This is a genomic window from Pseudomonas sp. FP2335 (assembly GCF_030687535.1).
Classification (GTDB): Bacteria; Pseudomonadota; Gammaproteobacteria; order Pseudomonadales; family Pseudomonadaceae; genus Aquipseudomonas.
Map to the genome: position 1 here is coordinate 1048577 of NZ_CP117437.1, position 22901 is coordinate 1071477.

The 22901-nt window shown below is 59.9% G+C and carries 30 protein-coding genes; 14 read left to right on the plus strand and 16 right to left on the minus strand.

The genetic code is table 11. From position 1 onward, the window contains the following. Positions 1-10: 10 nt before the first annotated feature. The 10 genes from PSH81_RS04490 to PSH81_RS04535 all read right to left on the minus strand — a co-directional run bounded on the left by PSH81_RS04490 (position 11) and on the right by PSH81_RS04535 (position 7021). On the minus strand, positions 11-283 hold the full coding sequence (locus PSH81_RS04490; RefSeq protein WP_017738759.1) for an HPr family phosphocarrier protein: 273 nt from the start codon (positions 281-283) through the stop codon (positions 11-13). 16 nt (positions 284-299) lie between these two features. Continuing rightward, entirely contained in the window at positions 300-1157 is an 858-nt protein-coding gene (rapZ, locus tag PSH81_RS04495; RefSeq protein ID WP_226456470.1) for an RNase adapter RapZ, read from the minus strand. A 2-nt stretch (positions 1158-1159) separates the two neighbouring features. Next, the gene (ptsN, locus tag PSH81_RS04500) at positions 1160-1624 is read right to left on the minus strand and encodes a PTS IIA-like nitrogen regulatory protein PtsN (RefSeq protein ID WP_017738757.1); all 465 of its coding nucleotides are present in this window, start codon (positions 1622-1624) and stop codon (positions 1160-1162) included. Positions 1625-1636: 12 nt separating this feature from the next. Continuing rightward, positions 1637-1942, minus strand: coding sequence for a ribosome hibernation-promoting factor, HPF/YfiA family (gene hpf / locus PSH81_RS04505; protein WP_010170586.1), 306 nt, complete (start codon positions 1940-1942; stop codon positions 1637-1639). Positions 1943-2017: 75 nt separating this feature from the next. Continuing rightward, on the minus strand, positions 2018-3511 hold the full coding sequence (locus PSH81_RS04510; protein ID WP_226456469.1) for an RNA polymerase factor sigma-54: 1494 nt from the start codon (positions 3509-3511) through the stop codon (positions 2018-2020). Between the two features lie 184 nt (positions 3512-3695). Next, positions 3696-4421, minus strand: a complete 726-nt coding sequence (gene lptB, locus PSH81_RS04515; RefSeq protein ID WP_192297672.1) for an LPS export ABC transporter ATP-binding protein — start codon at positions 4419-4421, stop codon at positions 3696-3698. Then, the gene (gene lptA / locus PSH81_RS04520) at positions 4421-4954 is read right to left on the minus strand and encodes a lipopolysaccharide transport periplasmic protein LptA (protein WP_192297671.1); all 534 of its coding nucleotides are present in this window, start codon (positions 4952-4954) and stop codon (positions 4421-4423) included. Before lptA ends, lptB begins: the two co-directional genes overlap by 1 nt. Beyond that, positions 4941-5513 (minus strand): LPS export ABC transporter periplasmic protein LptC, encoded by a 573-nt coding sequence (lptC, locus tag PSH81_RS04525; RefSeq protein WP_192297670.1) that lies wholly within the window; start codon positions 5511-5513, stop codon positions 4941-4943. The genes lptA and lptC overlap by 14 nt, the downstream gene beginning before the upstream one ends. An 8-nt stretch (positions 5514-5521) precedes the next feature. Further along, positions 5522-6046: an HAD family hydrolase gene (locus PSH81_RS04530; protein ID WP_178922703.1), complete on the minus strand. Its 525-nt coding sequence runs from the start codon at positions 6044-6046 to the stop codon at positions 5522-5524. After that, on the minus strand, positions 6047-7021 hold the full coding sequence (locus PSH81_RS04535) for a KpsF/GutQ family sugar-phosphate isomerase (RefSeq protein WP_192297669.1): 975 nt from the start codon (positions 7019-7021) through the stop codon (positions 6047-6049). It abuts the gene before it with no gap. Positions 7022-7319: 298 nt separating this feature from the next. Here PSH81_RS04535 and PSH81_RS04540 point away from each other — a divergent pair, with 298 nt between their 5' ends. From PSH81_RS04540 to hisC, 10 genes are all read left to right on the plus strand, one after another. After that, complete coding sequence (locus tag PSH81_RS04540) at positions 7320-8129, plus strand: ATP-binding cassette domain-containing protein (RefSeq protein WP_017738751.1); 810 nt, start codon at positions 7320-7322, stop codon at positions 8127-8129. After that, positions 8129-8926, plus strand: a complete 798-nt coding sequence (mlaE, locus tag PSH81_RS04545) for a lipid asymmetry maintenance ABC transporter permease subunit MlaE (RefSeq protein ID WP_017738750.1) — start codon at positions 8129-8131, stop codon at positions 8924-8926. Before PSH81_RS04540 ends, mlaE begins: the two co-directional genes overlap by 1 nt. Next, a complete protein-coding gene (gene mlaD / locus PSH81_RS04550) occupies positions 8926-9393 on the plus strand; it encodes an outer membrane lipid asymmetry maintenance protein MlaD (RefSeq protein ID WP_017845975.1) in 468 nt (155 codons plus the stop codon). Before mlaE ends, mlaD begins: the two co-directional genes overlap by 1 nt. A gap of 11 nt (positions 9394-9404) precedes the next feature. Then, positions 9405-10055: a phospholipid-binding protein MlaC gene (locus PSH81_RS04555; RefSeq protein ID WP_226456468.1), complete on the plus strand. Its 651-nt coding sequence runs from the start codon at positions 9405-9407 to the stop codon at positions 10053-10055. Further along, entirely contained in the window at positions 10052-10357 is a 306-nt protein-coding gene (locus PSH81_RS04560; RefSeq protein ID WP_226456467.1) for a lipid asymmetry maintenance protein MlaB, read from the plus strand. Before PSH81_RS04555 ends, PSH81_RS04560 begins: the two co-directional genes overlap by 4 nt. A gap of 114 nt (positions 10358-10471) precedes the next feature. Beyond that, the gene (locus PSH81_RS04565; protein ID WP_003188597.1) at positions 10472-10711 is read left to right on the plus strand and encodes a BolA family protein; all 240 of its coding nucleotides are present in this window, start codon (positions 10472-10474) and stop codon (positions 10709-10711) included. Between the two features lie 23 nt (positions 10712-10734). Beyond that, positions 10735-12000, plus strand: a complete 1266-nt coding sequence (murA, locus tag PSH81_RS04570; protein WP_192297666.1) for a UDP-N-acetylglucosamine 1-carboxyvinyltransferase — start codon at positions 10735-10737, stop codon at positions 11998-12000. Between the two features lie 218 nt (positions 12001-12218). Beyond that, positions 12219-12854, plus strand: a complete 636-nt coding sequence (gene hisG / locus PSH81_RS04575; protein WP_010213102.1) for an ATP phosphoribosyltransferase — start codon at positions 12219-12221, stop codon at positions 12852-12854. Between the two features lie 128 nt (positions 12855-12982). Continuing rightward, the gene (gene hisD, locus PSH81_RS04580; RefSeq protein ID WP_192297665.1) at positions 12983-14299 is read left to right on the plus strand and encodes a histidinol dehydrogenase; all 1317 of its coding nucleotides are present in this window, start codon (positions 12983-12985) and stop codon (positions 14297-14299) included. A gap of 3 nt (positions 14300-14302) precedes the next feature. Further along, complete coding sequence (gene hisC / locus PSH81_RS04585; protein WP_305392076.1) at positions 14303-15355, plus strand: histidinol-phosphate transaminase; 1053 nt, start codon at positions 14303-14305, stop codon at positions 15353-15355. Between the two features lie 112 nt (positions 15356-15467). On the opposite strand, the gene PSH81_RS04590 is transcribed toward hisC, so the two are convergent. Both PSH81_RS04590 and upp read right to left on the minus strand, forming a co-directional pair. Beyond that, the gene (locus PSH81_RS04590; protein WP_192297663.1) at positions 15468-16742 is read right to left on the minus strand and encodes a uracil-xanthine permease family protein; all 1275 of its coding nucleotides are present in this window, start codon (positions 16740-16742) and stop codon (positions 15468-15470) included. A 2-nt stretch (positions 16743-16744) separates the two neighbouring features. Next, a complete protein-coding gene (gene upp / locus PSH81_RS04595; protein WP_192297662.1) occupies positions 16745-17383 on the minus strand; it encodes a uracil phosphoribosyltransferase in 639 nt (212 codons plus the stop codon). A gap of 164 nt (positions 17384-17547) precedes the next feature. Here upp and PSH81_RS04600 point away from each other — a divergent pair, with 164 nt between their 5' ends. The 3 genes from PSH81_RS04600 (at position 17548) to PSH81_RS04610 (ending at position 19135) form a co-directional block, all read left to right on the plus strand. After that, entirely contained in the window at positions 17548-18105 is a 558-nt protein-coding gene (locus tag PSH81_RS04600; RefSeq protein ID WP_017738742.1) for a hypoxanthine-guanine phosphoribosyltransferase, read from the plus strand. A 63-nt stretch (positions 18106-18168) separates the two neighbouring features. After that, positions 18169-18654, plus strand: a complete 486-nt coding sequence (locus PSH81_RS04605) for a hypothetical protein (protein WP_192297661.1) — start codon at positions 18169-18171, stop codon at positions 18652-18654. Between the two features lie 193 nt (positions 18655-18847). After that, positions 18848-19135 (plus strand): PA4642 family protein, encoded by a 288-nt coding sequence (locus PSH81_RS04610; protein ID WP_192297660.1) that lies wholly within the window; start codon positions 18848-18850, stop codon positions 19133-19135. A gap of 69 nt (positions 19136-19204) precedes the next feature. Here the strand turns inward: PSH81_RS04610 and mqo are convergent, their stop codons facing one another. From mqo to PSH81_RS04625, 3 genes are all read right to left on the minus strand, one after another. After that, the gene (gene mqo / locus PSH81_RS04615) at positions 19205-20713 is read right to left on the minus strand and encodes a malate dehydrogenase (quinone) (RefSeq protein WP_192297659.1); all 1509 of its coding nucleotides are present in this window, start codon (positions 20711-20713) and stop codon (positions 19205-19207) included. Further along, entirely contained in the window at positions 20714-20890 is a 177-nt protein-coding gene (locus tag PSH81_RS04620; RefSeq protein WP_226456595.1) for a hypothetical protein, read from the minus strand. Positions 20891-21442: 552 nt separating this feature from the next. Beyond that, positions 21443-21676: a hypothetical protein gene (locus PSH81_RS04625; RefSeq protein ID WP_192297658.1), complete on the minus strand. Its 234-nt coding sequence runs from the start codon at positions 21674-21676 to the stop codon at positions 21443-21445. Positions 21677-21870: 194 nt separating this feature from the next. On the opposite strand from PSH81_RS04625, the gene PSH81_RS04630 reads away from it, so the two are divergent. Beyond that, positions 21871-22458 carry a YajG family lipoprotein gene (locus PSH81_RS04630; protein ID WP_192297657.1) on the plus strand — a complete coding sequence of 196 codons (588 nt, stop codon included), beginning with the start codon at positions 21871-21873 and terminating at the stop codon, positions 22456-22458. Between the two features lie 54 nt (positions 22459-22512). Here the strand turns inward: PSH81_RS04630 and PSH81_RS04635 are convergent, their stop codons facing one another. Next, complete coding sequence (locus PSH81_RS04635; protein ID WP_226456466.1) at positions 22513-22722, minus strand: hypothetical protein; 210 nt, start codon at positions 22720-22722, stop codon at positions 22513-22515. Positions 22723-22901 lie beyond the last annotated feature (179 nt).

Genomic DNA, 22901 nt, shown 5'->3' on the forward strand with positions numbered 1-22901 from the left:
TTCAAGGGTGTCACTCACCCTCATCAAAGAAGTTGTTGATCAGCGCCACCAGGGCGTCCATGGCTTCCTGCTCTTGCTCGCCTTCCGTCTTCAAGTGAATCCGGGTGCCCTTGCCGGCGGCCAACATCATCATGGCCATAATGCTTTTGCCATCGACCATGGACTCTGGCGTACGCCCCGCGCGGATCTGGCAGGGGAACTGCCCGGCAACGCCGACGAACTTCGCGGAAGCCCGGGCATGCAGCCCCAGCTTGTTGATGATTTCAATTTCCAGAGCAGGCATCGCGGGGGTGTTCCTTTCAGCTAAGGTCGCGGTGGCGAACCTGGACGTTCTTGAGGGTTTGTTGCAGCAGTTGGCCCAGGCGTTCGGTCAGGTAGACCGAGCGGTGGTGGCCGCCGGTGCAGCCAATGGCAATGGTGACATACGCCCGATTGCTTGCAGCGAAGCGCGGCAGCCATTTGAGCAGGTAGCTGGAAATGTCCTGGAACATCTCCTCGACATCCGGTTGCGCCGCCAGGTATTCAGCCACAGGTTGGTCCAGCCCGGACTGATCACGCAGTTCCGGTTTCCAATAAGGGTTGGGCAGGCAGCGCACATCGAACACCAGGTCGGCGTCCACCGGCATGCCGCGCTTGAAGCCAAACGACTCGACGAGGAATGCCGTACCCGGCTCGGGCTGGTTCAGCAGACGCAGCTTGATGGCATCACGCAACTGGTACAGGTTGAGCCCGGTGGTGTTGATCTTGAGGTCGGCGAGGTCAATGATCGGCCCCAGCAACTTGGTTTCGTCCTCGATGGCTTCTGCCAGGGAGCGATGGGGGCTGCTGAGGGGGTGGCGTCGACGGGTTTCAGAGAAGCGCTTTAGCAGGGTCTCTTCGTCGGCGTCCAGGTACAGCACATCGCAATGAATGTGCTTGGCGCGAACTTCCTCGAGCAGTTGCGGGAACCGCTCAAGGTGGCTGGGCAGGTTGCGGGCATCGATCGATACGGCCACCAGCGGTTGCGCCAGCTCGGTGTGGATCAACGCGCGTTCCGCGAGCTCTGGCAGCAGGCCGGCGGGCAGGTTGTCGATGCAGTAGAAGCCACTGTCCTCAAGTACGTTGAGGGCGGTGCTTTTACCCGAGCCGGAACGGCCGCTGACGATGATCAAACGCATGATTACTGCCCGTTCTGTTCATCCAGGACTACCTGATACAGCGCCTCATTGCTACTGGCACTGCGCAGTTTGTCGCGTACTTCCTTGCGGTCGAGCATGCTGGCGATCTGCCGGAGCAGTTCCAGGTGCGCATCGGTGGCGGCTTGCGGGACCAGCAGAACAAACAGCAGGTCGACCGGGGCGCCGTCGATGGCGTCGAAATCGATGGGAGCGTCCAGGTGCAGCAGGGCGCTGACAGGTGCCTCACAACTTTTGAGGCGGCAGTGGGGAATGGCGATGCCGTTGCCAAAACCGGTGGAGCCGAGTTTTTCACGGGCAATCAGAGCCTCGTAGACATCTTGCATCTCCAGGTCAGGCACTTCGCGGCTGATCAGGTTGGCAATTTGCTCAAGGGCTTTCTTTTTACTGCCACCCGGCGCGTTCACGAGGGAACGGCCGGGGGTCAGGATGGTTTCAAGTCGAATCATGGGTGGGGAGTGTTAGCGGCCTGTGCCCTGGAGGAGGCTCTGCTGCTTTTCCTTATGCTTTTTGATTTGGCGATCCAGCTTGTCGGTCAGGTCGTCAATGGCGGCATACATATCTGAATGCTCGGCATTAGCGACTACTTCCCCGCCGGGTATACGCAAGGTGGCTTCGATTTTCTGCTTCAGCTTTTCGACAGTCATGATGACTTGCACGTTGGTGATCTTGTCGAAATGCCCCTCAATTCTTTTGAGTTTTTCGCCGATATAGGCGCGCAGCGGTTCGGTCACTTCCAGTTGGTGTCCACTGATGTTGACTTGCATACAGCTTCTCCTTCGTTGCCAGTGCATAAAGCGGTGGGCAGGAATACCCACCACTGGAACGCTATGGCCCGCCCGTCACATCAAACGCTTACGCTCGCTGGAAGGCGCGATCCCGAGGGACTCGCGGTACTTGGCGACGGTTCGACGGGCGACCTGAATGCCTTGTGCCTCCAGTAAACCAGCGATCTTACTGTCACTCAATGGCTTTTTCTGATTTTCCGCGGCAACCAGTTTTTTGATGATCGCGCGGATCGCCGTGGACGAGCATTCGCCGCCTTCGGAGGTGCTGACGTGGCTGGAGAAAAAGTATTTCAGCTCATAAATACCCCGTGGGGTATGCATGAATTTCTGCGTGGTCACCCGTGAAATCGTCGATTCGTGCATGCCGACTGCTTCGGCGATGTCATGCAGCACCAACGGTTTCATCGCTTCGTCGCCGTATTCCAGGAAGCCGCGCTGGTGCTCGACGATCTGGGTGGCGACTTTCATCAGGGTTTCGTTGCGGCTTTGCAGGCTCTTGATGAACCAGCGGGCCTCCTGCAACTGGTTGCGCATGAAGGTGTTGTCGGCGCTGGTATCGGCGCGGCGTACAAAGCCGGCGTATTGCGGGTTGACCCGCAGGCGTGGCACCGACTCCTGGTTCAACTCCACCAGCCAGCGTTCGTTGTCCTTGCGCACGATGACGTCAGGCACCACGTATTCGGCTTCGCTGGACTCGATCTGCGAGCCCGGGCGCGGATTGAGGCTCTGTACCAGCTCGATCACCTGGCGCAGGTCGTCTTCCTTGAGTTTCATGCGGCGCATCAACTGGCTGTAGTCGCGGCTACCCAGCAAGTCGATGTAGTCGGTCACCAAGCGCTGGGCTTCAACGAGCCAAGGCGTCTTGGCAGGCAGTTGGCGCAATTGCAGCAACAGGCATTCGCTGAGGGTGCGGGCGCCGATGCCGGCGGGTTCGAACTGTTGGATGCGGTGCAGGACGGCTTCGATCTCGTCCAGTTCGATGTCCAGTTCCGGGTCGAACGCTTCGAGGATCTCCTCAAGCGTCTCGTCCAGGTAGCCCTGGTTGTTGATGCAGTCGATCAGGGTCACAGCGATCAGGCGATCGGTGTCCGACATCGGCGCGAGGTTCAATTGCCACAACAGATGGCTCTGCAGGCTTTCACCGGCGGACGTGCGGGTGGTGAAGTCCCACTCATCATCATCGTTGCTGGGCAGGCTGCTGGCGCTGGTCTGGTAGACGTCTTCCCAGGCGGTATCCACGGGAAGTTCGTTAGGAATGCGTTCGTTCCATTCACCTTCTTCCAGGTTATCCACCGTTGGGGCGGTTTCCTGATAGGAAGGTTCCTGCACGTCGGAATTGGGTTTTTGCTCGATGTTGTCGGCCAGCGGGTCTGCGTTATCGAAGTCGTCGCCTTCTTCCTGGCGTTCGAGCATCGGGTTGGACTCCAGGGCCTCCTGGATTTCCTGTTGCAGGTCCAGGGTCGACAATTGGAGCAGGCGGATGGCCTGTTGCAGCTGCGGTGTCATCGTCAGCTGCTGGCCCATTCTCAGGACTAGCGATGGTTTCATGGCAGGGGCTTAACACCTTATTCGCCGGCGCAATGCGCCATCCACGACAGGGCGCGTGAGCGCCAAACATAAGCAAATTATATGCCTGATGTCGGGGGCTTTGCCTAGAGCACGGTAACAATAAAAATCCGGAGGTTTTCATTGACTCCCGCGCATCTTGGCAGCGGCCGTGACACCACGGTGTTTACAGGCGGAACTCGTGACCCAGGTAGACTTCCTTCACCAATTCGTTGGCCAGGATCGTGGCGGCGTCGCCTTCGGCAATCAGCTGGCCATCGTTGACGATATATGCGGTTTCGCAGATGTCGAGGGTTTCACGCACGTTGTGGTCGGTGATCAATACACCGATGCCCTTGGCTTTCAGGTGGTGGATGATTTGTTTGATGTCGCCGACCGAGATCGGGTCGACGCCGGCAAACGGTTCGTCCAGCAGGATGAATTTCGGCGCAGTGGCCAGGGCGCGGGCGATTTCCACACGACGACGCTCGCCGCCGGACAGGCTCATGCCGAGGTTGTCGCGAATGTGGTTGATGTGGAATTCCTGCAGCAGGCTTTCCAGCTCCTTGCGACGGCCATCACGGTCGAGTTCCTTGCGGGTCTCGAGGATCGCCATGATGTTGTCGGCCACCGACAGTTTGCGGAAGATCGACGCTTCTTGCGGAAGATAGCCGATACCGGCCCGTGCACGACCGTGCATTGGCTGGTGGCTGACATCCAGGTCGTCGATCAGGACGCGACCCTGATCCGCCTGGACCAGGCCGACGATCATGTAGAAGCAGGTGGTCTTGCCGGCGCCGTTGGGGCCGAGCAGGCCGACGATCTGGCCGCTGTCGATCGACAGGCTGACGTCGCGCACGACCTGGCGGCTTTTATAGGCCTTGGCCAGATGCTGGGCTTTCAGGGTTGCCATTACTCGGCCTTCTTCTTCGGCTGGATAACCATGTCGATTCGCGGACGTGGCGCAGTCACCTTGGCACCATTGGCGCGGCCGGCGTTGGCGATCTGTTTCACGGTGTCATAGGTGATTTTCTCACCTTCCGTGGAGTTGCCGTCCGGGCTGAGGACCTTGGCCTGGTCGATCAGGACAATACGGTTCTGCTGGGCGTGATACTGGATGGTCTTGCCGTAGCCCTTCATCGGGCCGCTGTCGGTCGGCGACTGCTTCTGCTCGAAGTAAGCCAGGTTGCCCACCGAAGTCACCACGTCAATGTCGCCATTGGCGGTACGCGTCAAGGTCACCGTGTTGCCGGTGATCTTCATCGAGCCCTGGGTGATGATCACGCCGCCGGTGTAGGTGGCGACGCCTTGCTTGTCGTCCAGTTGCGCATCGTCAGCCGAAATGTGGATCGGTTGCTGGCTATCGTTCGGCAGAGCCCAGGCGCTCACGCTTCCCAGTGCTGCGCCCAGACTGAGCAAAATAGGGAGAGTTTTAACGAGCCTCATACTGTCCTCTTACGTTCGATAGCAGGTGTATCCTGCTTTCTTTCAAATACGCTTTCATTCCCTTGCCAGTCGATACCCCGCCAGCGCCGTCGATTCTAACGTCTTGCTCGGTCTGCGCATATTGCTTCTGCGGGAATACGGTCATACGACTGCTGGTAATCACGGTGTCACGGTTTTTATCGTCGGTACGCGCGACGCGCACCGAGTCGATCAGTTCCACTTCGGTGCCGTCCGGGTTGACCTCGCCACGCTTGCTGGTGACATGCCACGGAAACTCGGTGCCACGGTAGATGTTCATGTCCGGGTTGGTCAGCAGGGTGACTTCGGTGGCCTTCAAGTGCTCGACCTTGTCCGACGTCATCTCATACTGCACCTTGCCGTCGGGCAGGAACTGGATGCTGTAGGCATTGGTGGCGTAATAGTCGATAGCCCCTTCGTCAACCTGCGCAACAGGCTGGTCGAGAAAGCGCTCCGGGCTGATATTCCAGTAGCCCACCGCCAGGAAGAGCGCGGCGATGACCCCGAATAACAGGAAGTTGCGAATCTTTTTGCTCAGCATAAAACGCTCTATAGGTAGGCGGCGTGGGCCGCTTCAAGGCTGCCTTGGGCGCGCAGGATCAGCTCGCAGAACTCGCGGGCGGCACCTTCGCCGCCGCGGGCGGTGGTGATGCCATGGGCGTGTTCGCGAACAAAGGCTGCCGCATTGGCGACGGCCATGCCCAGGCCGACTCGACGGATCACCGGCAAGTCAGGCAGGTCATCGCCCAAATAGGCGACCTGCTCATAGCTTAGGTTGAGTTGGCCAAGAAGCTCGTCCAAGACCACCAGTTTATCCTCGCGGCCCTGATACAGGTGAGGAATCCCCAGGTTTTGTGCGCGGCGTTCCACAACCGGGGTTTTTCTGCCGCTGATGATCGCCGTTTGCACGCCCGCTGCCATCAGCATCTTGATGCCTTGGCCGTCGAGGGTGTTGAAGGTCTTGAATTCGCTGCCGTCTTCGAGGAAATAGAGGCGGCCATCGGTCAGCACGCCGTCTACGTCGAAAATCGCCAGTTTGATGTTCTTGCCGCGTTGCAACAGGTCGCCTGTCATTTACATCACTCCCGCACGCAGCAAGTCGTGCATGTTCAGGGCGCCAATCGGGTGGTCTTGATGATCGACCACCACCAGCGCGCCGATCTTGTGGTCTTCCATGATTTTCAAGGCTTCAGCTGCCAGCATCTCGGGGCGGGCGGTCTTGCCGTGGGGCGTCATCACAGCATCTATGGTCGCGGTATGGATGTCGATGGTGCGGTCCAGGGTGCGACGCAAGTCGCCGTCGGTGAATACCCCGGCCAGTTTGCCGTCGGCTTCCAGGATCACCGTCATGCCCAGGCCCTTGCGGGTCATTTCCATCAGCGCGTCCTTCAGCAGCGTGCCGCGCTGGACGTGGGGCAATTCATCGCCCGAGTGCATGACGTTTTCCACTTTCAACAGCAGGCGACGGCCCAGGGCGCCCCCTGGGTGGGAGAACGCGAAGTCTTCGGCGGTAAACCCGCGCGCTTCCAGCAACGCCACGGCCAGCGCATCACCCATGACCAGGGCGGCGGTCGTGGAGGAGGTCGGTGCCAGGTTCAGCGGGCAGGCCTCATGGGCCACATGCACGTTGAGGTTCACTTCGGCGGCCTTGGCCAACGTCGATTCGGGGTTGCCGGTGATGCTGATCATCTTGATGCCCAGGCGCTTGATCAGCGGCAGCAGCGTCACGATTTCGTTGGTGGTGCCGGAGTTGGACAGTGCCAGGATGATGTCATCCTTGGTGATCATGCCCATGTCGCCGTGGCTGGCTTCGGCCGGGTGCACAAAAAATGCGGTGGTCCCGGTGCTGGCCAGAGTGGCGGCAATCTTGTTGCCGACGTGGCCGGATTTGCCCATGCCGACGACAACAACGCGGCCCTTGCTGGCCAGAATCATCTCGCATGCGCGTACGAAATCTGCGTCGATATGCGCCAACAAGCCTTCTACGGCTTCAAGCTCGAGGCGGATGGTGCGTTGTGCGGATTGAATAAGGTCGCTGGATTGGCTCATGTCTGAAATCGTATAGCCTGACGAAAAGTCGGCGATTATAGCGGTAATGAGCAATTCCCTCACGCAAGTTCGTCAGGGTTTGTTCGTGATGCGCGTGAGATTCATCTTAAGCAACGGTTTTTCCCTGTCTTCAGTCTGAACAAGCACAGTTCCGGCCTTGGGCGCGTTGTACCAGCAGTGATATAGTTCGCCGCCAGTTCGGTCCGCCCAGCCCATGTGGCTAACTATTGCACGAGCGTTGCAAACGTTTGGCGCAAACATGGTGTCTGAGTGAAAGGCTGCATCCCAAGGAGTTTAGATGAGTGCCGATAACGCCTACGCGGTCGAGCTGAAGGGTCTTACCTTCAAGCGCGGGACGCGCAGCATCTTCAATAACGTCGATATTCGCATTCCACGCGGCAAGGTCACGGGCATCATGGGGCCTTCCGGTTGCGGCAAGACCACCCTGTTGCGCCTGATGGGCATGCAATTGCGCCCGACTGCCGGCGAAGTGTGGGTCAACGGCCAGAACCTGCCGACGTTGTCGCGCAGCGACCTGTTCGACGCGCGCAAGCACATGGGCGTGTTGTTCCAGAGCGGCGCACTGTTTACCGATCTTGACGTTTTCGAGAACGTCGCCTTCCCGCTGCGGGTCCATACCCAACTGTCCGACGAGATGATTCGCGACATCGTGTTGCTGAAACTGCAGGCCGTAGGGCTGCGCGGTGCCATCGACCTGATGCCCGACGAGCTGTCGGGTGGCATGAAACGTCGTGTCGCCCTGGCGCGGGCTATCGCCCTCGATCCGCAGATCCTCATGTACGACGAACCTTTTGTCGGCCAGGACCCTATCGCCATGGGCGTGCTGGTGCGGTTGATCCGCCTGCTCAACGACGCGCTGGGCATTACCAGCATCGTGGTTTCCCATGACCTTGCAGAAACCGCGAGCATCGCCGATTACCTCTATGTCGTCGGCGATGGCCAAGTGTTGGGGCAGGGTACGCCTGAAGAGTTGATGAACGCCGACAACCCGCGCATTCGCCAATTCATGACCGGCGATCCCGACGGCCCGGTGCCATTTCATTTTCCGGCAGCGGACTACCGCTCTGATCTTCTGGGGAAGCGTTGATGCGCAAGACTTCACTTATCGAGAAGGTTCGCCTTTTCGGTCGCTCGGGCATCGACATCATCGAAGTGCTCGGCCGTTCGACGATTTTCCTGTTCCATGCCCTGTTGGGGCGCGGCGGCATTGGCGGCGGTTTTGGTCTGTTGATCAAGCAGTTGCATGCGGTGGGCGTGATGTCGCTGGTGATCATCGTGGTCTCCGGCGTGTTCATCGGCATGGTACTGGCGCTGCAAGGCTTCAATATTCTCTCCAGCTACGGTTCGGAGCAGGCCGTAGGGCAGATGGTTGCCCTGACACTGTTGCGTGAACTGGGGCCGGTGGTCACTGCGTTGTTGTTCGCCGGGCGCGCAGGTTCTGCGCTGACTGCCGAGATTGGCAACATGAAGTCCACCGAGCAGTTGTCCAGCCTGGAAATGATCGGCGTGGACCCGCTCAAGTACATTGTTGCCCCGCGTCTGTGGGCCGGCTTCATTTCCCTGCCACTGCTGGCGATGATCTTCAGCGTGGTGGGTATCTGGGGCGGTTCGTGGGTGGCGGTGGACTGGCTGGGGGTCTACGACGGCTCCTACTGGGCCAACATGCAAAACAGCGTGACCTTCAGCGGTGACGTGCTCAACGGCATCATAAAGAGCATCGTCTTCGCCTTTGTAGTGACCTGGATCGCCGTATTCCAAGGCTACGACTGTGAGCCCACTTCAGAAGGGATCAGTCGTGCCACCACCAAGACCGTTGTGTACGCCTCGCTGGCGGTACTGGGCCTTGACTTCATTTTGACCGCCTTGATGTTTGGAGATTTCTGATGCAAAACCGCACTGTGGAAATCGGTGTCGGCCTTTTCTTGCTGGCTGGCATCCTGGCTTTACTGTTGCTGGCGCTGCGAGTCAGCGGCCTGTCGGCCAGCCCCACCGCCGATACTTATAAACTTTACGCGTACTTCGACAATATCGCCGGTTTGACTGTCAGAGCTAAAGTGACCATGGCCGGTGTAACCATCGGCAAGGTCACGGCAATCGATCTGGATCGCGACAGCTTCACCGGTCGAGTGACGATGCAGTTGGACAAGAAGGTAGATAATCTGCCGACCGACTCCACTGCATCTATCCTCACTGCGGGTCTGCTGGGCGAGAAGTACATCGGTATCAGCGTGGGTGGGGAAACAGCCCTGCTCAAGGATGGCTCGACCATCCACGACACGCAGTCGTCGCTGGTACTTGAGGACCTGATCGGTAAATTCCTGCTCAATACGGTCAATAAAGACGCCAAATGAGGAATCTGTTCATGATCTCTACCTTGCGACGTGGCCTGCTGGTGCTGCTTGCAGCGTTGCCGTTGATGGCCAACGCGGCAGGTTCTGCCCACGAACTGGTGCAAGACACGACCAACAAGATGTTGGCCGACCTGAAGGCGAACAAAGAGCAGTACAAGCAAGACCCGACCAGGTTCTATGACGCGCTGAACACCATTGTCGGCCCGGTGGTCGATGCCGAAGGCATTTCCCGCAGCATCATGACGGTCAAGTATTCGCGCAAGGCTACTCCGGCGCAGATGCAGACGTTTCAGGAGAACTTCAAGAAAGGCCTGTTCCAGTTCTATGGCAACGCGTTGCTGGAGTACAACAACCAGGGCATTACCGTCGATCCCGCCAAGGATGAGTCCGGTGACCGCACCAGCGTTGGCATGACCGTCAAGGGTTCCAACGGTGCTGTCTACCCGGTGCAGTACACCCTGGAGAAGATCAACGGCGAGTGGAAACTGCGCAACGTGATCATCAACGGTATCAACATCGGCAAGCTGTTCCGTGATCAGTTCGCCGATGCCATGCAGCGCAATGGCAACGACCTGGACAAAACCATCAATGGTTGGGCCGGTGAAGTCGCCAAGGCCAAGGAAGAAACCGACAAGCAAGCTGCCGGGAAGCCTGCGCAATGACCGAATCGGCCGTTCGTCTCGGCGATGCCGGCGAGTTGTTCATCAGCGGCGTACTGGACTATCGCTCCGGGCCGGGCCTGCGCAAGCAGGGCCAGGCACTGATCAACAGCAGCAGCGCGCCTGCGTTGGTGGTGGATTGCTCGCAGGTGAGCAAGTCCAGCAGCGTGGGTTTGTCCTTGCTGCTGTGCTTCATGCGCGATGCCGAGGCAGCCAACAAAACGGTCAGCATCCGCGCCATGCCTGAAGACATGCGCGAAATTGCCGAGGTTTCGGGTTTGACCGAGCTGTTGGCACATCCTTAATACACACTATTAGAGAAGCCCCCCGTCAGAGTCCTGCTATGCGGGGTTCGCAGGCGCGGGGCTTTTTTGTATGATGTGCGACCCGTGCGCACTGGGCGCCGATAGAGGTTGAGCATGCAGGCCCTAGAAGTTAAGAGCTTTCTTGAAGGAAAGCTGCCGGAAACGACCGTAGAAGTTGAAGGCGAAGGCTGCAACTTCCAGCTGAACGTGATTAGCGATGAACTGGCGGCACTGAGCCCGGTCAAGCGTCAGCAGCAGATCTATGCCCATTTGAACCCGTGGATCACCGATGGCAGCATCCATGCGGTCACTATGAAATTTTTCAGCCGCGCGGCCTGGGCCGAGCGCACCTGAGCCCCCAAGGCGTCGAGATTCTTATGGATAAATTGATTATTACCGGCGGTGCCCGCCTTGATGGCGAGATTCGCATCTCCGGTGCAAAAAACTCCGCCTTGCCGATCCTGGCAGCGACCCTGCTGTGTGATGGCCCGGTCACCGTGGCCAACCTGCCGCACTTGCACGACATCACCACCATGATCGAGCTGTTCGGTCGCATGGGCATCGAGCCTGTGATCGACGAAAAGCTGTCGGTCGAAATTGACCCGCGCACCATCAAGACCCTGATCGCCCCGTACGAATTGGTGAAAACCATGCGTGCATCGATCCTGGTGCTGGGCCCGATGGTTGCCCGTTTCGGCGAGGCCGAAGTGGCCCTGCCTGGCGGTTGCGCCATCGGCTCGCGTCCGGTGGACCTGCACATCCGTGGCCTTGAAGCCATGGGCGCAACCATCGACGTCGAAGGTGGCTACATCAAGGCCAAGGCGCCGGAAGGCGGTCTGCGTGGCGCCAGCTTCTTCTTTGATACCGTCAGCGTGACCGGTACCGAGAACATCATGATGGCCGCTGCCCTGGCCAACGGCCGCAGCGTCCTGCAGAACGCTGCGCGCGAGCCGGAAGTGGTCGACCTGGCCAACTTCCTGAACGCCATGGGCGCCAAGGTTTCCGGTGCTGGCACCGACACCATCACCATTGACGGTGTGGCGCGCCTGCACACGGCGACCTACAAGGTCATGCCCGACCGTATCGAAACCGGCACCTACCTGGTTGCCGCTGCCGTCACTGGCGGCCGCGTCAAGGTCAAGGACACCGATCCGACCATCCTGGAAGCGGTCCTCGAAAAACTGCGCGAAGCGGGTGCGGACATCACCACCGGCGAAGACTGGATCGAGCTGAACATGCACGGCAAGCGGCCTAAAGCCGTCAACGTGCGTACCGCTCCGTACCCGGCGTTCCCGACCGACATGCAGGCTCAGTTCATTTCCCTGAACGCGATTGCCGAAGGTACCGGTGCCGTGATCGAGACCATCTTCGAAAACCGCTTCATGCACGTGTACGAACTGCACCGCATGGGCGCGAAGATCCAGGTTGAAGGCAACACAGCCATCGTCACCGGTATCGACAAGCTCAAGGGCGCGCCAGTGATGGCCACCGACCTGCGTGCGTCGGCTAGCCTGGTGATTTCGGCACTGTGCGCCGACGGCGACACCCTGATCGACCGCATCTACCACATCGACCGTGGCTACGAGTGCATCGAAGAAAAACTGCAGATGCTCGGCGCGAAAATCCGCCGCGTACCGGGCTAGTCCCAAACGCTAGTGTAGTGAGTGGGCTTGCCCCGCGCTGGAGTGCGCAGCGCTCCCAAGATTTTTAGGGCTGCTTCGCAACCCCGCGCGGGGCAGGCCCGCTCACTACAGAAGCTTGCTGTGAATTTGTTTCAAGTCGAGGCTGTCATGGCCTCGATCTGTGTCCGGCGCCGTTTGCGACCGGACCGCAATAGCCTGATGAAGGACTGACGTTTCCCATGTTGACCATCGCACTGTCCAAGGGCCGCATCCTTGACGACACTTTGCCGCTTCTGGCTGAAGCGGGCATCGTGCCGACCGAGAATCCGGACAAGAGCCGCAAGCTGATCATCCCCACGACCCAGGACGACGTTCGCCTGTTGATCGTGCGGGCTACCGACGTGCCGACCTACGTTGAACATGGCGCGGCCGACCTGGGCGTCGCCGGTAAGGACGTGTTGATGGAATACGGCGGCCAGGGCCTGTACGAGCCCCTGGACCTGCGCATCGCCCTGTGCAAGCTGATGACCGCCGGCCGTGTCGGTGACGTCGAGCCCAAAGGCCGTCTGCGTGTGGCGACCAAGTTCGTCAACGTCGCCAAGCGCTACTACGCCGAGCAAGGCCGTCAGGTCGACATCATCAAGCTCTACGGCTCCATGGAGCTGGCTCCGCTGATTGGCCTGGCCGACAAGATCATCGATGTGGTCGACACCGGTAATACCCTGCGTGCCAACGGTCTTGAACCACAAGAATTCATTGCCGACATCAGCTCTCGCCTGATCGTCAACAAAGCATCGATGAAGATGCAGCACGCCCGTATCCAGGCGTTGATCGACACCCTGCGCAAGGCAGTGGAGTCGCGACACCGCGGTTGACCTACCCGCGTAGCTGAAAGGCTGCGCCCGTCTATCCGCCTCATAGCCAGAATTCTCAGGTGCCCAAGCGGAAACGACTGCTAGTTTAGGGCGCCTGAGTTTTTGCCAATTCTATTGAGGCCCTCGCTATGACCACGTCCACTGCAATTGCCCGACTCAACGCTGCCGACCCGGATTTCGCCCATCATCTGGATCATCTGCTGAGCTGGGAAAGTGTGTCCGACGAGTCGGTCAACGGGCGAGTACTCGACATCATCAAGGCCGTGCGCGAGCGCGGTGACGCGGCGCTGGTGGATTTCACCCGCCAGTTCGACGGCCTCGATGTGGCGTCGATGTCCGACCTGATCCTGCCCCGCGAACGCCTGGAGCTGGCCCTGACGCGCATCACCGCCGCGCAGCGTGAAGCGCTGGAAGTGGCGGCGACGCGGGTGCGCAGCTACCACGAAAAGCAGAAGCAGGATTCGTGGAGCTACACCGAGGCCGACGGCACCGTGCTGGGCCAGAAGGTCACGCCGCTGGACCGTGCCGGCCTGTACGTGCCGGGCGGCAAGGCGTCGTACCCGTCGTCGGTGTTGATGAATGCGATTCCGGCCAAGGTTGCCGGCGTGACCGAAGTGGTCATGGTCGTACCGACCCCGCGCGGCGAAATCAACGAACTGGTACTGGCCGCCGCGTGCATCGCCGGTGTCGACCGCGTGTTCACCATCGGTGGCGCCCAGGCTGTTGCGGCCCTGGCCTATGGCACCGAAAGCGTGCCGAAAGTCGACAAGGTGGTCGGCCCCGGCAACATCTACGTTGCCACTGCCAAGCGCCACGTGTTTGGCCAGGTCGGCATCGATATGATTGCAGGCCCGTCGGAAATCCTCGTGGTGTGTGACGGCCAGACCGACCCGGACTGGATCGCCATGGACCTGTTCTCCCAGGCCGAGCACGACGAAGACGCCCAGGCGATTCTGGTCAGCCCGGATGCCGAGTTCCTCGACAAGGTTGCCGCCAGCATCGACAAGCTGCTGCCGACCATGGACCGCGCCGAGATCATCGAGAAGTCGATCAATGGCCGTGGTGCATTGATCCTGGTACGCGACATGGAGCAGGCCATCGAAGTGGCCAACCGTATCGCGCCGGAGCACCTGGAGCTGTCTGTGGCCGACCCACAGGCCTGGCTGCCATCGATTCGCCACGCCGGTGCGATCTTCATGGGCCGCCACACCAGCGAAGCCCTGGGCGACTACTGCGCGGGCCCGAACCACGTGTTGCCGACGTCCGGCACCGCACGCTTTTCGTCGCCGCTGGGGGTTTATGACTTCCAGAAGCGTTCGTCGATCATTTTCTGCTCGCCACAAGGCGCGTCCGAGCTGGGCAAGACCGCCTCGGTGCTGGCCCGTGGTGAATCGCTGAGCGCACACGCACGTAGCGCCGAATATCGCATCGTCAAGGGAGAGTGAGGCATGAGCAAATTCTGGAGCCCCTTCGTCAAGGACCTCGTGCCTTACGTGCCGGGTGAACAACCGAAGCTGACCAAACTGGTCAAGCTCAACACCAACGAAAACCCCTACGGGCCATCGCCCAAGGCGTTGGCGGCAATGCAGGCCGAGTTGAACGATAACCTGCGCCTGTACCCGGACCCCAACAGCGACCTGCTCAAGCAGGCGGTGGCCAAGTACTACGGCGTGGATGCCGGCAAGGTATTCCTCGGCAACGGTTCCGATGAAGTCCTCGCGCACATCTTCCACGGCCTGCTCCAACACGACTTGCCGCTGCTGTTCCCGGACATCAGCTACAGCTTCTATCCGGTTTACTGCGGCCTGTATGGCATCACGTTCGAACCGGTGCCGCTGGACGAGCAGTTCCAGATCCGTGTGGCGGACTACGCCAGGCCCAACGGCGGGATCATCTTCCCCAACCCGAACGCGCCGACGGGCTGCGTGCTCGCGCTGGATGCGGTGGAGCAGATCGTCAAAGCCAGCCCGGATTCGGTGGTGGTGGTTGATGAGGCCTACATCGACTTCGGCGGTGAAAGCGCCATCAGCCTGGTGGATCGCTATCCGAACCTGCTGGTGACCCAGACCCTGTCCAAATCGCGCTCACTGGCCGGTTTGCGCGTGGGCCTGGCCGTGGGCCACCCGGACCTGATCGAGGCGCTGGAGCGGGTCAAGAACAGCTTCAACTCGTACCCCCTGGATCGCCTGGCGATTGTCGGCGCAGCGGCGGCGTTTGAAGACCGTGAGTACTTCGAGAAGACCTGCCAGTTGGTGATCGACAGCCGCAATACCGTCGTCGCGCAGTTGGAAGGTAAAGGCTTTGAAGTATTGCCGTCGGCGGCCAACTTCATCTTTGCCCGTCACCCCAAGCACGACGCTGCCGGCCTGGCGGCCAAGTTGCGTGAGCAGGGTGTGATCGTGCGGCACTTCAAGCAGGAGCGGATTGCCCAGTTCCTGCGGATCAGCATCGGTACGCCGGAGCAGAACCAGGCGTTGATCGATGGGCTAGGCGAGCTTTAATTCTCGGTTGGCTTGACGGGCCCCATCGCGGGCAAGCCCGCTCCCACATTGGAATGTAGTTCCCTGTGGGAGCGGGCTTGCCCGCGATGAGGTCATCAGCGACACCGTATGGTTAAAGCAATGGCTCATCCGGCTTCTTGTTCTTCCAGCCATCATTGCCCGGTAGCAGCAGGTTCAAGCCAATCGCTACCACCGCACACAGGGCGATGCCCTTCAGGCCGAAATCGTCCGGGCCGGTGCCGGTGCCGACCAGCACACCGCCAATCCCGAACACCAACGTCACCGAGACGATCACCAGGTTGCGCGCTTCGCCCAGGTCGATCTTGTGGCGGATCAACGTGTTCATCCCCACCGCTGCAATCGAACCGAACAGCAGGCACAGAATCCCGCCCATTACCGGCACCGGGATGCTTTGCAGCAGTGCGCCGAACTTGCCGATAAACGCCAGGCTGATGGCAAACACCGCCGCCCAAGTCATGATTTTCGGGTTGTAGTTCTTGGTCAGCATCACCGCGCCAGTCACTTCGGCGTAGGTGGTGTTCGGCGGGCCGCCAAACAGGCCGGCGGCGGTGGTGGCGATGCCGTCACCCAGCAGGGTGCGATGCAGACCGGGCTTCTTCAGGTAGTCGCGACCGGTCACGCTGCCCACCGCAATCACGCCGCCGATATGCTCGATCGCCGGGGCCAGGGCCACCGGGACGATGAACAGGATCGCCTGCCAGTTGAACTCCGGTGCGGTGAAGTGGGGCAGGGCGAACCAGGGGGCCGCGGCGATCTTCGCCGTGTCGACCACGCCAAAGTAGAACGACATGGCAAAGCCCACCAGCACGCCGGAAATGATCGGCACCAGGCGGAAGATGCCTTTGCCGAACACCGCCACGATCAACGTGGTCAGCAGTGCCGGCATCGAGATCATCATCGCCGTCTGGTAGTGGATCAACTCGGCGCCATCGCCGGATTTACCCATCGCCATGTTCGCGGCAATCGGCGCCATGGCCAGGCCGATGGAGATAATCACCGGCCCGATCACGACTGGAGGCAGCAGACGGTCAATAAATCCGGTGCCCTTGATCTTCACGGCCAGGCCAAGGAAGGTGTAGACGAAACCGGCCGCCATCACGCCGCCCATGGTCGCTGCGAGGCCGAACTGGCCCTTGGCGAGAATGATCGGCGTGATAAACGCAAAGCTCGACGCCAGGAAGACCGGCACCTGCCGCCCTGTGACCACCTGGAACAACAAGGTGCCCAGGCCTGCGGTAAACAGTGCAACGTTTGGATCAAGACCTGTGATCAGCGGCATCAACACCAGCGCGCCAAATGCCACGAAGAGCATTTGTGCGCCAGACAGGATCTGGCGCCAAAGCGGGTCGTTGAATTCATCCTGCATGCTCACGCGTCCTTCTGCTTGGTGCCGAAGATCTTGTCGCCGGCGTCGCCCAGGCCCGGGATGATGTAGCCGTGTTCGTTCAGGCGCTCGTCGATGGACGCGGTGTAGATCTGCACGTCCGGGTGGGCCTTCTCGACCGCGGCGATACCTTCCGGCGCGGCGACCAGCACCATGGCGCGGATGTCTTTGCAGCCGGCTTTTTTCAGCAGGTCGATGGTGGCGACCATGGAGCTGCCGGTGGCGAGCATCGGGTCGATGATCATTGCCAGGCGCTCGTCGATTTCCGGGACAAGTTTTTCCAGGTAGGTGTGCGCCTCCAGCGTTTCTTCATTGCGGGCAACGCCCACGGCGCTGACCTTGGCGCCCGGGATCAGGCTGAGCACACCTTCGAGCATGCCGATACCGGCACGCAGGATCGGGACGACGGTGATTTTCTTACCGGCGATTTTCTCGACCTGGACGGGACCGGCCCAACCAGGAATCTCGTAGCTCTCCAGGGGCAAATCCTTGGTGGCTTCGTAAGTGAGCAGCGCTCCGACTTCCTGAGCAAGCTCACGGAAATTCTTCGTGCTAATGTCGGCGCGGCGCATAAGGCCGAGTTTGTGTCGGATCAGCGGGTGGCGGATCTCGCGAGTGGGCATGGGAAAGGCTCCGGCGGCGGGCAAAAAAACCGGCCTAGATTAATCTATCCGAGGGTGTTGTCCTATAGACATCTAGTACGTTAGTCCATTAGCGCTTGATCGGAGCGCACGAGAAGCGTACCTTCGCCCGCTTTTCTTGCCACAGCACCCCCTTGGAGAGCGCCATGTCCGCTGATCTCGAGCATATCCGTCAAATCATGCGCGAGGCTGACTGCCTGTACACCGAAGCGCAAGTCGAAGAGGCGATCGCCAAGGTCGGCGCGCACATCAGCCGCGAAATGGCCGACACCAACCCGGTGGTTTTCTGTGTGATGAACGGCGGCCTGATCTTTGCCGGCAAATTGCTCACCCACCTGCAATTCCCGCTGGAAGCGTCCTACCTGCACGCCACCCGTTATCGCAATGAAACCAGCGGCGGCGACCTGTTCTGGAAAGCCAAGCCGGAAGTCTCGTTCATCGACCGTGACGTGCTGATCATCGACGACATCCTCGACGAAGGTCACACCCTGGGCGCGATCATCGACTTCTGCAAACACGCAGGCGCGCGCAAAGTGCATACCGCCGTGCTGATCGACAAAGATCACGACCGCAAGGCCCGCCCAGAACTGAAAGCCGATTTCGTCGGCCTGCCATGCGTTGACCGCTACATCTTCGGTTACGGCATGGACTACAAGGGCTACTGGCGCAATGCCAATGGCATCTATGCCGTCAAAGGCATGTAAACGCGCTTCATCAGGTGCAGGGCCGGCATGCTAGAGTGCCTGGCCCTGCGTCTGGAGCTTTCCATGAGCCTGTTGATTCGCACCTGCGCCGTCCTGGCGCTAACCCTCAGCCTGCCCCTGGCTGCCGCCCCCGCACCGATGCATAGCCAATTCCTGCCGCCGGATGACCTGAGCCTGCGTGCCGGAACTCCCGACCAGCAGCAGTTGCTGCAAGTCACCGAGTATGCGGTGGTGGTGGGTAACCAGCGTCAGTCCACTCAGCAACCGATCCCGGTGACTTCGCCGTTGATGATCCGCCTCAAGGGCAAGTCCCTGAACAAAGGCGCGACCATCAATCAGGTGGTGCTCAATTTCGACGCTGAAAGCAAAAGCCTGAAAAAACCGGCGTATGACGACAAGAGCAAGACGTTGACCTTGTCGTATCCGGTGGCCCAATACCGCGTGATCGTCGACCTGCTGCGTAATGACACCTTGTATGTGCAATTCCTCAGTTACGCCAACGGCCACATCTGGGCGGACTTACACACCGGTGCCGTTCGTACCAAATAGCCAGAACACTGAGGATCCAAATGTGGGAGCGGGCTTGCTCGCGAAAGCGGTGGGTCAGTCGATAAATGCTTCAACTGATATACCGCTTTCGCGAGCAAGCCCGCTCCCACATTGGACCTCCAGCGCTTTCGAAGGCGGCGTCTCGCAGGTAGACTTCCAGTCCCGTGTAAATGTCTGCAGGCTGGAGTCGGTAATGCGTAAAGATAAGAAACAGGTGATTGGTGACGAGATCGGTGATGATCAGATCAAGTTGTTCCTGGACTTCGAGCCGGTCGACGCGACTTCCCCGTCCCTGCACAAGCTGATCAAGGCTTACCGTGGCCTGCGCATCGACGACTTCGAGCGTTTCCTGGGTTTCTTCAAGGAAGCCGGCCTGGACCTCGATGGCAAGGATGAACATGGCCAGACCTTTGTCGACCTGGTCAAGGATCAGCGCAACGCCGATGAGTACATCGAACTGATCGAAAAAGCCCGCGGCTGATTTTCCGAGACATACAAAAACGCCCCGTCCTCATGCAGAGGGCGGGGCGTTTTTTATGGCTTCAAGGCCTCAAGCGTAGCTCTCGGTCTCGGCGGCAGGCTCCACCAGCTCCAGGCTGATGTTGTTCTGCGTGTTGATCTTGCGATACAGCTCGGCATCGGTCTCCAGGACTTTTTCCCGCGCGGGGAATATTTCCTGAAGCTTGGCAGCCCATTCACCGGCAGCTTTGCCGGGGAAGCATTTTTCGATCAGTTCCAGCATGATCGAAACGGTCACCGAAGCACCCGGGGATGCGCCCAGCAGTGCGGCCAGCGAGCCGTCCTTGGCCGCGACCAGCTCGGTGCCGAATTGCAGCACGCCGCCTTTCTTCGGGTCTTTCTTGATGATCTGCACCCGTTGGCCGGCCACTTCCAGGCGCCAGTCTTCGGCTTTCGCTTCAGGGTAGAAGCGACGCAGGGACTCCAGGCGCTGTTCCATGGACTGGCGCACTTCGCTGACCAGGTACTTGGTCAGGTCCATGTTGTCGCGGGCCACGGCCAGCATCGGGCCGATGTTGCCAGCGCGGATCGACAGTGGCAGGTCGAGGAACGAACCGTGCTTGAGGAACTTGGTGGTGAAGCCGGCGTAGGGCCCGAACAGCAGGGACTTCTTGCCATCGACCACACGGGTGTCCAGGTGTGGCACGGACATCGGCGGCGAACCCACGGCAGCCTGGCTGTAGACCTTGGCCTGGTGGTGCTTGACCACTTCCGGGTTGTCGCAACGCAGCCACTGGCCGCTGACCGGGAAACCGCCAAAGCCTTTGCTTTCTTCGATCCCCGAGGCTTGCAGCAGCGGCAGGGCCGCGCCACCGGCGCCGAGGAAGACGAACTTGGCGTCGACTTCACGGCTGTTGCCGCTGTTGACGTCCTTGATGCTCACGGTCCAGCCAGCGCCATTGCGCTTGAGGCCGGTGACGCGCTTGCAGTACTTGACCTGGGCATCCGGCGAGCTGGTCAGGTGACCCAGCAGCTGGTTGGTCAGGGCGCCGAAGTTGACGTCGGTGCCGTTGAGTACGCGGGTGGCGGCGATTTTTTCGTCGAGCGGGCGGCCCGGCATCATCAGCGGCATCCACTCGGCCATCTCGGCGCGGTCTTCGGTGTAGTGCATGTCCGAAAATGCGTGATGGCGGCTGAGGGAATCAAAGCGCTTCTTGAGGAACTCCACGCCTTTTTCGCCCTGTACGAAGCTCAGGTGTGGCACCGGGCTGATAAAGGACTTGGACGAGCCAAAGGTGCCCTTTTTGGTCAGGTACGCCCAGAACTGCTTCGACACCTCGAACTGGGTGTTGATGTGCACGGCTTTCTTGATGTCGATGGAGCCATCGGCGGCCTGCGGCGTGTAGTTCAGCTCACACAGCCCGGCGTGACCGGTGCCGGCGTTGTTCCACGGGTTGGAACTTTCCGCGGCACCCGAATCCATCAGCTCAACGACTTCCAGCTTGAGGCCGGGGTCGAGCTCTTTAAGCAGTACGGCCAGGGTGGCACTCATGATGCCGGCCCCTACCAGTACTACGTCGACTGCTTCGTTATGCGCCATTTAACGCGTCTCCAAAATCTGCAGCACCAAATTGACGGCATGGCTGCCAGGAGTGACGGGGCGGTTCACGTGTTGCCCCAGGATACTCATGGCCAGGATCGCCATGTCCGTTTCGCAATTCTTTGCAACTTCAGCACACGCTTCCTGCCCGGCCAATCCGCCTATGAACGCATTCATGGCCGCCTGTGGCAATTCGACTTATGGTCAAAGCGTGTGATTCGTGCAACCAATCCGTAGCGGACAGGCTCAAGCTCCGGTTTTTGAGGAGGGCTCGGTCCTGTGTGGTTGGGCTGTTAAAGACGCTGATGGTGCTTGTACACACGCCAAACTATTCATTTGCTCGCCACACTCTTGTGAAGTTGTGAAAACCCGTTTTTTTCACGCTCTTTTGAAGACGTGAACCTCAAAAAAGGGCTGCCTCAGCCTGGCACCTGGCCCGGATTGCTTGCCGACAGGCGGCAAAAACGGGCAAACAACTCAAGTGGCCGAGCGCAATGGCAGCTCTGGCAGATTCGATATAAAGAGGGGGTGGTTTGCAACGAAAGCAGCAAGCACGCCAGCTCTATTCGATCTGTGTGGGCGGCTCTCTGTGGGCGATTGGGGGGTTAATACCGAGGCATTAACGATGTTGCGGGGCCCGATCAGGAGACGTCCTTATAATCGGGGGGAGATTGTAGCGAAGAACGCCAAGGAAATGGGCGTGTTTTATGACTTTTATTAGGTGTTCGGTCAGGCGGCCAACGGCTGGTGCCGGGGCGACTGCGCCGCACGCGGGCTGACGCGGGCCCGGGCTGGCAGCGGGCGGTGCATCCAGCTCAGGCGGATCTCGTCGATTTCCACCCAGCCATTGCCCACCGGCGGCTGGTCGCACTCCTTGAATGCCTGGCAGCGGCCTTGTGCATCGAGCAGGGCAAACTGGCGAAGGGCGGGCTTGCGCACGAACAATGACCAGAGAAAATTCATGGTGATCAACCTCCTGAGATTGAGGCCAAGCTTGCCTGCGGGGGATGACGAGCGGATGTATCGGCTGTGACATATCGGTGACAGCGAACCGCCGCCGCCCTTGCGGGTCTCAGGTTGTAACTGATGCTAGTTCCGGGCAGTGGCGCACCGCTATACTGCCGGCCTGTCGGTACTTGATTTCTGGAGAGAAGCGCATGTTGCAACGCCTGTTGTTCGGTTTGATCACTGTGACCAGCTTGACCCTGGTTGGCTGCGCCAACAGCCCGCAACAACTCAGCCCGCAACCGAAGCTCACCACGCAGCTGGCGCCAGTGGGCCACGGCCAGCCGGTGTCGGTGCGTGTGGTGGACGGCCGTCCGTCGCCAACCCTGGGTTCCCGTGGTGGCTTGTACCCGGAGACTGCGCTGATTTCGGTCACCGGCCAGGACGTGCTGCCCAAGCTGCAAGCCCAGGCTGAAGCGGCCGTGCGCCTGCTGGGCTTCACGCCGAGCCCCAACGCGCCGGGCGCCCCGCAACTGACCATCACCCTGGCCGAGCTGAAATATCAGTCGCCCAAGGAAGGCCTGTACGTGACCGAAGCCTCCATCGGCGCCACCTTCAAGTCCGACGTCACCGCCGGCACCCGTCGCTACAGCGGCCGCTACGGCGCATCGTTGAACCAGCGTTTCGGTATGTCGCCGAACCAGGAAACCAACACCAAGCTGGTCAGCGACGTGTTGAGCGATGCCTTGACCCGCCTGTTCAAGGACCCAAGCATCGGTTCGTTGCTCAGTTCGCAATAACCGATCCAAAAAACCGGGCCCAGTGATGGGCCCGGTTTTTTTACGCCTTGAGTTTCACGCGGCGGTGTCGATACAGAAGTCCAACAGGCTCACGCCGGTCAACAAGTCCGCTTCCGGCAAGTCCGCGTGCTGGTGCCCGCCAAGGGCGCAATACACCAGCCAATGACGATCCTGAACGTTGAATGCCAGGCCGCCGATCAGCGCCTCTTGTTCATCACTTTGGGTGATCAGATACAGCCGATCCTGGTTGTGTGCGTGCAGCATGACAAGCTCCCGAACGTTCGAAGGGCAACAGAGTGGCTTGTTAAGGTGACGTTCAGGTGACGCTGTAAATTACTGGCTACATTAGCCGTCCATGCTGGGAATGAAACATGAGTGGCGCAAGATGCCACTGCGTCCGGATAGGTATCCGAACTGATACCCAGGCACTGTTTTCCCGAGGT

Bases quoted from the DNA above. Each gene is read 5' to 3' on its own strand.
- PSH81_RS04600 (WP_017738742.1), top strand. From the start codon at position 17,548: ATGTCCGCTGATCTCGAGCATATCCGTCAAATCATGCGCGAGGCTGAC.
- upp (WP_192297662.1), bottom strand. From the start codon at position 17,383: ATGCCCACTCGCGAGATCCGCCACCCGCTGATCCGACACAAACTCGGC.
- PSH81_RS04610 (WP_192297660.1), top strand. From the start codon at position 18,848: ATGCGTAAAGATAAGAAACAGGTGATTGGTGACGAGATCGGTGATGAT.
- lptC (WP_192297670.1), bottom strand. From the start codon at position 5,513: ATGCTGAGCAAAAAGATTCGCAACTTCCTGTTATTCGGGGTCATCGCC.
- PSH81_RS04535 (WP_192297669.1), bottom strand. From the start codon at position 7,021: ATGAGCCAATCCAGCGACCTTATTCAATCCGCACAACGCACCATCCGC.
- hisD (WP_192297665.1), top strand. From the start codon at position 12,983: ATGACCACGTCCACTGCAATTGCCCGACTCAACGCTGCCGACCCGGAT.
- PSH81_RS04555 (WP_226456468.1), top strand. From the start codon at position 9,405: ATGATCTCTACCTTGCGACGTGGCCTGCTGGTGCTGCTTGCAGCGTTG.
- PSH81_RS04565 (WP_003188597.1), top strand. From the start codon at position 10,472: ATGCAGGCCCTAGAAGTTAAGAGCTTTCTTGAAGGAAAGCTGCCGGAA.
- PSH81_RS04540 (WP_017738751.1), top strand. From the start codon at position 7,320: ATGAGTGCCGATAACGCCTACGCGGTCGAGCTGAAGGGTCTTACCTTC.
- PSH81_RS04530 (WP_178922703.1), bottom strand. From the start codon at position 6,046: ATGACAGGCGACCTGTTGCAACGCGGCAAGAACATCAAACTGGCGATT.
- murA (WP_192297666.1), top strand. From the start codon at position 10,735: ATGGATAAATTGATTATTACCGGCGGTGCCCGCCTTGATGGCGAGATT.
- mqo (WP_192297659.1), bottom strand. From the start codon at position 20,713: ATGGCGCATAACGAAGCAGTCGACGTAGTACTGGTAGGGGCCGGCATC.
- mlaD (WP_017845975.1), top strand. From the start codon at position 8,926: ATGCAAAACCGCACTGTGGAAATCGGTGTCGGCCTTTTCTTGCTGGCT.
- PSH81_RS04635 (WP_226456466.1), bottom strand. From the start codon at position 22,722: ATGCTGCACGCACACAACCAGGATCGGCTGTATCTGATCACCCAAAGT.
- hisC (WP_305392076.1), top strand. From the start codon at position 14,303: ATGAGCAAATTCTGGAGCCCCTTCGTCAAGGACCTCGTGCCTTACGTG.
- PSH81_RS04510 (WP_226456469.1), bottom strand. From the start codon at position 3,511: ATGAAACCATCGCTAGTCCTGAGAATGGGCCAGCAGCTGACGATGACA.
- lptA (WP_192297671.1), bottom strand. From the start codon at position 4,954: ATGAGGCTCGTTAAAACTCTCCCTATTTTGCTCAGTCTGGGCGCAGCA.
- PSH81_RS04590 (WP_192297663.1), bottom strand. From the start codon at position 16,742: ATGCAGGATGAATTCAACGACCCGCTTTGGCGCCAGATCCTGTCTGGC.
- PSH81_RS04605 (WP_192297661.1), top strand. From the start codon at position 18,169: ATGAGCCTGTTGATTCGCACCTGCGCCGTCCTGGCGCTAACCCTCAGC.
- PSH81_RS04625 (WP_192297658.1), bottom strand. From the start codon at position 21,676: ATGAATTTTCTCTGGTCATTGTTCGTGCGCAAGCCCGCCCTTCGCCAG.
- PSH81_RS04560 (WP_226456467.1), top strand. From the start codon at position 10,052: ATGACCGAATCGGCCGTTCGTCTCGGCGATGCCGGCGAGTTGTTCATC.
- hpf (WP_010170586.1), bottom strand. From the start codon at position 1,942: ATGCAAGTCAACATCAGTGGACACCAACTGGAAGTGACCGAACCGCTG.
- PSH81_RS04490 (WP_017738759.1), bottom strand. From the start codon at position 283: ATGCCTGCTCTGGAAATTGAAATCATCAACAAGCTGGGGCTGCATGCC.
- ptsN (WP_017738757.1), bottom strand. From the start codon at position 1,624: ATGATTCGACTTGAAACCATCCTGACCCCCGGCCGTTCCCTCGTGAAC.
- PSH81_RS04620 (WP_226456595.1), bottom strand. From the start codon at position 20,890: ATGAATGCGTTCATAGGCGGATTGGCCGGGCAGGAAGCGTGTGCTGAA.
- PSH81_RS04630 (WP_192297657.1), top strand. From the start codon at position 21,871: ATGTTGCAACGCCTGTTGTTCGGTTTGATCACTGTGACCAGCTTGACC.
- mlaE (WP_017738750.1), top strand. From the start codon at position 8,129: ATGCGCAAGACTTCACTTATCGAGAAGGTTCGCCTTTTCGGTCGCTCG.
- rapZ (WP_226456470.1), bottom strand. From the start codon at position 1,157: ATGCGTTTGATCATCGTCAGCGGCCGTTCCGGCTCGGGTAAAAGCACC.
- hisG (WP_010213102.1), top strand. From the start codon at position 12,219: ATGTTGACCATCGCACTGTCCAAGGGCCGCATCCTTGACGACACTTTG.
- lptB (WP_192297672.1), bottom strand. From the start codon at position 4,421: ATGGCAACCCTGAAAGCCCAGCATCTGGCCAAGGCCTATAAAAGCCGC.